Origin of the sequence: Micrococcus sp. HSID17227 (assembly GCF_003989405.1) — a bacterium.
In the GTDB taxonomy this organism is placed as follows: Bacteria; Actinomycetota; Actinomycetes; order Actinomycetales; family Micrococcaceae; genus Micrococcus; species Micrococcus luteus.
In genome coordinates this window covers 1-5,228 of the sequence record NZ_RBLN01000152.1, presented here as the reverse complement: position 1 = coordinate 5,228, position 5,228 = coordinate 1, and the positions used below count along the sequence as shown (strand labels likewise).

The 5,228-nt window shown below is 73.4% G+C and carries 6 protein-coding genes and 1 pseudogene; 1 reads left to right on the top strand and 6 read right to left on the bottom strand.

Features of this window, described 5'->3' with window-relative positions; genetic code table 11:
* On the top strand, positions 1–278 hold a 278-nt coding region (locus D8M29_RS08245; protein WP_255420499.1), incomplete at its 5' end, for a YchJ family protein.
* Between the two features lie 37 nt (positions 279–315).
* On the opposite strand, the gene D8M29_RS13810 is transcribed toward D8M29_RS08245, so the two are convergent.
* The 6 genes and pseudogenes from D8M29_RS13810 to D8M29_RS08220 form a co-directional block, all read right to left on the bottom strand.
* Positions 316–471, bottom strand: a complete 156-nt coding sequence (locus D8M29_RS13810; RefSeq protein WP_010079551.1) for a hypothetical protein — start codon at positions 469–471, stop codon at positions 316–318.
* A gap of 86 nt (positions 472–557) precedes the next feature.
* Positions 558–761, bottom strand: coding sequence for a helix-turn-helix transcriptional regulator (locus tag D8M29_RS08240; protein ID WP_002856639.1), 204 nt, complete (start codon positions 759–761; stop codon positions 558–560).
* A 3-nt stretch (positions 762–764) separates the two neighbouring features.
* Positions 765–1,328: a hypothetical protein gene (locus D8M29_RS08235; RefSeq protein ID WP_101963304.1), complete on the bottom strand. Its 564-nt coding sequence runs from the start codon at positions 1,326–1,328 to the stop codon at positions 765–767.
* Positions 1,329–1,425: 97 nt separating this feature from the next.
* On the bottom strand, positions 1,426–2,418 hold the full coding sequence (locus D8M29_RS08230; RefSeq protein ID WP_101963305.1) for a GNAT family N-acetyltransferase: 993 nt from the start codon (positions 2,416–2,418) through the stop codon (positions 1,426–1,428).
* A 202-nt stretch (positions 2,419–2,620) separates the two neighbouring features.
* Complete coding sequence (locus D8M29_RS08225) at positions 2,621–4,492, bottom strand: alpha/beta hydrolase (protein ID WP_010079548.1); 1,872 nt, start codon at positions 4,490–4,492, stop codon at positions 2,621–2,623.
* A gap of 95 nt (positions 4,493–4,587) precedes the next feature.
* Positions 4,588–5,228, bottom strand: a pseudogene (locus tag D8M29_RS08220) (3-methyladenine DNA glycosylase); the annotation flags it as partial.

The window sequence follows — 5,228 nt, the reverse complement described above, 5'->3', positions numbered from 1 at the left end:
CAGAGGCCCGGGCGATGGCCGACTACCTCGCCGCGACCTGGGCTCCCGAGCATCGGCCCACCGCGGCCGAGCTGCTGCCGGCCGCGGGGGAACAGGCGCCGCGGTTCACCCGCCTGGCGGTGCTGGAGGTGCGGGACGGCGGGCCGTTCCAGGACGCCGGGACCGTGGAGTTCGTGGCCGTCGGCGCGGGGGCCGAGGGGCGGTTCCGACTCCATGAGGTCAGCCGGTTCCGCCGTGAGGACGGGATCTGGCGCTACGTGGACGGCGACGTGCGCTGAGGCCGGGGCGGGTCGGGCGGCGGCCGGCGGTGACGCGTCAGAAGGCCGAGAAGATCCCGGCGCCCACGCTGAGGACCAGGCCCAGGATGGCGATCCACGCCACCAGGGTGACGATCGGACGGGGGCGACGCGGGGCGTCGTCGTGCCAGTCCACGCCCTCCAGCTCCGGAGGGGTGCGCAGCTCTCGATCCATGGCCCCAGCCTCTCATGCCCCGCGCCGACCCGGGCTCAACGCGGGTTGACTTGTCACGGGTGCTGGGCGCCCGGACCCGCGACAGCTCAACCCGCGTTGCCGTCTGGGGTGAACAGGTCCTCGATCCGCCGCCCGAACACGGCCGCGAGGCGGAAGGCGAGGGGGAGCGAGGGGTCGTAGCGGCCCTTCTCGAGAGAGATGACGGTCTGCCGGGAGACGCCGAGCTCGTCGGCGAGCCGCTGCTGCGACCAGCCGAGGCGGGCACGCTCGTCGGGGATGGTGTTCTCCACGGCTCAGCCCCGGCGCTTCTGGAGCGCGTAGCGGACGGCCACCGAGGCGCCCGCGAAGAGGAGCAGCCCGGCGCCCACGAGGGGGAGGCTGAGCTGCCACCCCGCCAGGGCGACGACGAACGTGCCCAGCCCCAGCACCACGAGCAGGTCGCCGAACGCGCCGGACTGCGCCCTCTCGAGCCACCGGCCCTCGATGGTCTCCTCGGTGTCCCGGACGGCGCCGCGCAGGGTGGTGCGGTCCACGAGGAACAGCCAGGCAAGGGCTGCGCCGGCCGGGAGCGCCGACGCCGCCATGACCGCGCCCATGACCGCCGGGAAGCGGGGATCGGCGTCGCCCTGGCTCGAGGCCAGACCGTAGGCCGCGGCCCCGATCAGCAGGGCGATGACGACGCCGGCCACGAGGCTGACGAGGATCAGTCGCCCGGATCCGCCGCCCAGACGGGAGGAGCGGCCCCAGCGGGGGCGGGTGTCCCGGCGCGGATCGGTGGTGGCGGTGCCGGCGTGCTCCGCCGCGGCGCCCTGCCCGTCCGCTGCGGCGGCGGTATGGCGGGAGTGGTTCGCGGTCATGGGGCCCTCCTGTGGTCGATGCCCTGGGCCGGTGGCCCGGCCCGCCTCGGAGGCCCTGGGGGGCGTCCGACCGGACGTTGTGAAGCAAGCTTGACAGTCAAGTGACCTTGTCGTCAAGGGAACTTGACGCCGGGGCCCGCACAAACTCCTCCCACGTCATGGGCGGGGTCAGCCCGAGCCAGGCAGGTTCGAGACGGAACCCGAGGGCCGTGTTCGTCCGCAGGGACGCCGCGTTGGCCTCGGCGCCGCCGGTGCCCCACTCGCGCCCACCGCGGGCATGGGTCGCCAGGACGGTCGCCGCCTTGACGGCCTTCGCCACGCCGCGGTTCTCGTGCTCGGCCGCGACCGCGGTGCGGTCGACTTCCCACCGGTCAGGGGAGCGGAACGTCAGGGTGAATCCGATGAGCACGCCTCCCTCGAAGGCCCCCACGGTGAGCCCCTCTGGGGTGGACAGTCGGGCCTCGAGGTCGTCCGGCAGCGGCTCGTGACGGGAGCCGTCGGTGTGCGGGAATCGGGGAGCCGCTTCCTCGTCGAGGGCGCGCAGGGCAGGCAGGTCGACGGCGGTCAGTCTCCGGACCTCGATTCCCCGCGCTTCGGCCGCCGCGACGTGGCCACGGTAGGGCGCCAGGTCGGCGTCGTCGTCGAGGTGGAGGCGCGCGCCCCAGGAGCGGGAGCGCACGCTCCACCCGGCGTCGAGCAGCGCAGCGGCCTCGGCCGAGTCTTCGCGGTGCACGCGGGCTTCCGCCCGTGGGTCGGTCACGGGGGCGAGCATCGACCACGGGATGTGCCCGGAGACGGCCTCGCCCGGATAGACGTGCGGGAACTCGGCCGAGTGGGGATCGGAGGGGTCTCCCGGCTCGCGCCGCACCCACAGGCCGGCCCCCGCCAGTTCGTCCTCGTCCAGGCTGCAGACGAACGCGTCCGGCCGGTCCGGGTAGATCGCCGCGCCGACCACTCCCACCTGGGCGGCGTCGTCGGAGGCGTGGAGGAAGCCGACGTCGTCGATCGAGGCGCCGCGCGTCGACGCCGTGTAGCGGCCGGTGCGACGCGCGGCGGCCCAGTCCTCCGGGAGGGTGATGTGCAGGATCATGGCGCGAGGCTATCGGCCTCGGCGTCGACGCCACCCCTCCGGATGCCCATCGCGGGTTGAGTTGTCGGGGGTGTGGGGCGGGAGCACCCGCGACAACTCAACCAGCGTTGTAGGGCCGCCCCGGGCGCGACGACGGCCCGGCGTCTCCGCGGGGGAGCCGCCGGGCCGTCGGGGGCGGACCGGGTTCCGGGTGCCCGGGCCGTCAGTCCTCCAGGAAGGCCTCGACGTCCGGGGTCACCGCGCGGGAGTCGATCAGCTGACGCTCGATCGCGTCGTGGGTGATGCGGTTGGCCTCGCGCACGGCGTCGGTGCGCATCGAGATCTTGATGTCGCCCTTGTGGGTCGGGGTCCCAGCCACCTGGACCGGCTGGGTCTCGAGCGGCAGCGGGACGGCGTCGCACAGTGACTTCTCGGCCGGCTGGGCGCCGGTCAGGAAGTAGTCACGGATGGGCGCGTCCACGCACTCGGTGCCGTACGGGAACAGGCCGTGAGTGCCCTCGTTGTCCACGGAGATGAGGGACGTGTTGCGCAGCACGCCGGCGGCGCGGTGGCCGCCTTCGTACGGGGTCGCCGCGTCCAGCTCGGACTGCACGATCACGGTGCTCGGGGCGCCCTTGCCGCCGGGCTGGGAGGGCATGGAGGTCTGGGCGGGCCAGTACATGCACTCCGACGGGCCCATCAGCACACCGATCCACGGGGCCTTGCGGCCGAGGTCGTCCACCCACGAGGTCCAGTAGCCCTGCGAGGTGTTCCACTGGCCGTCCTGGCACCGGATCGCCGAGAACGCGCCCTCGAAGGTGACGGCGTCTCCGGCCTGGGTGGCGGCGACGAGCTGCTCGCGCTCGCCCACGGTCTCCAGGCCGCGGTCGGCGAAGCGGTCGAAGGAGTCGCGCTCCTCGGTCGGCAGCGACGCACGGGCCTCGGCCAGGATGCGCTCGATCTGGGTGCGCTGCCCCGCGGGGTCCGTGGCCGCGGCCTCGGACTCCATGATGCGGATGTAGGCGGCGATGACCGCCCCGGCGCTCATGTACTGGGAGGTGTCGTACATGGCCGGCAGCAGGAACGAGCCGGCGACGATCATGCCGAGCTGCGTGCGGGTGCCGCCGCCGTCCTCCCAGCGCTCCCGGATCTGCATCGGGTCGTCGCCCAGGAAGTAGAGCTCATCGTGCCGGGCCACGTAGGGGAGCATCGCGTCCTGGAACTGGCGGTCGCGGGAGCGCGGCTGCAGGTCCCAGGTGGTCTGGAGGCCGTCGCGGGAGATGTCCACGGCGGAGTCCAGCAGGAACCGGTGCGTGTGCTGGGGGAAGACGCGCTGGTACCAGCTGCCCAGCCAGGTGCCGTACGAGTAGCCGATGTAGGAGGTCTTCTCCTCGCCCAGGACGGCGCGGATGAAGTCCATGTCGTACACGGTCTGCTCGGTGGTGATGTACGGGGTGAGCTCGTTCTCGAGGCACGCGTCGACCTGGGCCTTCGTGTCCTGCCACACGTCGTGCTCGGGGTTTGGCGTGTAGGTGCACTCCAGGGCGGTGGACTGGCCCACGCCGCGGGGGTCGAAGCCGATGAAGTCGTACTGCTCGGCGAGCTCCGGGGCGCGCTCGGCCATGGCGGGACCCCAGGGCAGGCCCGAGCCGCCCGGGCCGCCGGGGTTGACCAGCGCGATGCCCTGGCGCTCCGGGTTGCCCTTCGAGGTCTCGGTCTTGGCCGCGCGCAGGGTGATGGTGTGGCCGTCCTCGGGGTTCTTCCAGTCGCGGGGCACCGTGACGTCGGCGCACGCGGTGCCGGGGATCGCGTTGAACCGGGCGTTGAGGCTCTCGCTGCCGAAGTCGCAGGCCTCCCAGTCCAGCGTCTGGCCCACGAGGTGCGGCGCAAGCGCGGCGGCGTCGTTGACCTTGTTGCCGCGCGTGGCGGAGAGGTCGTTGGAGCGGGCCTGGCCCTGCGATACGGACCCCTTGCCGTTGCCGTTGCCGTTGCCGGGTGCGGAGAGCGCGGGGGCGGCGGCCGTGATGGCGAGTGAGACGGCCGCGACGGCGGCGGCGAGCGTGGTGCGGCGGCGAGCTGGAACGGTTCTGGTCACGTCAGGTCCTCGAGTCGTTCGGTGCGGAGAGGGCCGGGGCGGTCACCGGATGACGCGAGTGATGCGCCTCACAGCCTGTGTGGAAGCCATCGTAATCATGGACGCGCGCTGGAAGTCCACTCGGTGTCCGGCCGGGTCCCGGGGGCCGCCCCCACGGCCGCGTCCAACATTGCCAACAGCCGCGCCCGCAGCGCCTGCCCCCGCTCGGCGAACTCGCGCTGTCGCCGCGCGTACTCGGCACGCCCGGCCGGCTCCTCGATCCGCACGGCCGCGTAGCCGCCGCGCCCGTCGGAGAGGTCGTCCACCCTGGTCAGGTCGTACGGCGAGGCCTCCATGTCCAGCCGGCGGATGTCCCACGCGAGGTCGAAGCAGTCCGCGAGCAGGTCCGAGTCGACCACCGGCACCAGCTTGTACGCCCACTTGTACAGGTCCATCCCCGCGTGCAGGCAGCCGGGCTGCTCCATCTCCCGCATCCCGGCGCGCGTGGGCAGGACGCCGTCGTCGCCCTCGTTGCGGTCGCGGGCCTCGGGCGCGAAGAACCGGAACGCGTCGAAGTGCGTGCACCGGATCCGCGAGCCCTCCACCACCGCGTCCGTCCCCTCGGCCCCGAGCCGCAGCGGCAGCTGGGAGTGCCGCACCCCGTGCACGTCCGAGCGGTACGCCATCGCCCACTCGTGCAGCCCGAAGCAGCCCAGGCGCGGCGCCCGCTCCGCCGTGCGCGCGAGCAGCTCCCGCA

Coding starts and splice junctions, on each gene's coding strand:
- D8M29_RS13810 (WP_010079551.1), bottom strand. CDS start 471: ATGGATCGAGAGCTGCGCACCCCTCCGGAGCTGGAGGGCGTGGACTGG.
- D8M29_RS08235 (WP_101963304.1), bottom strand. CDS start 1,328: ATGACCGCGAACCACTCCCGCCATACCGCCGCCGCAGCGGACGGGCAG.
- D8M29_RS08230 (WP_101963305.1), bottom strand. CDS start 2,418: ATGATCCTGCACATCACCCTCCCGGAGGACTGGGCCGCCGCGCGTCGC.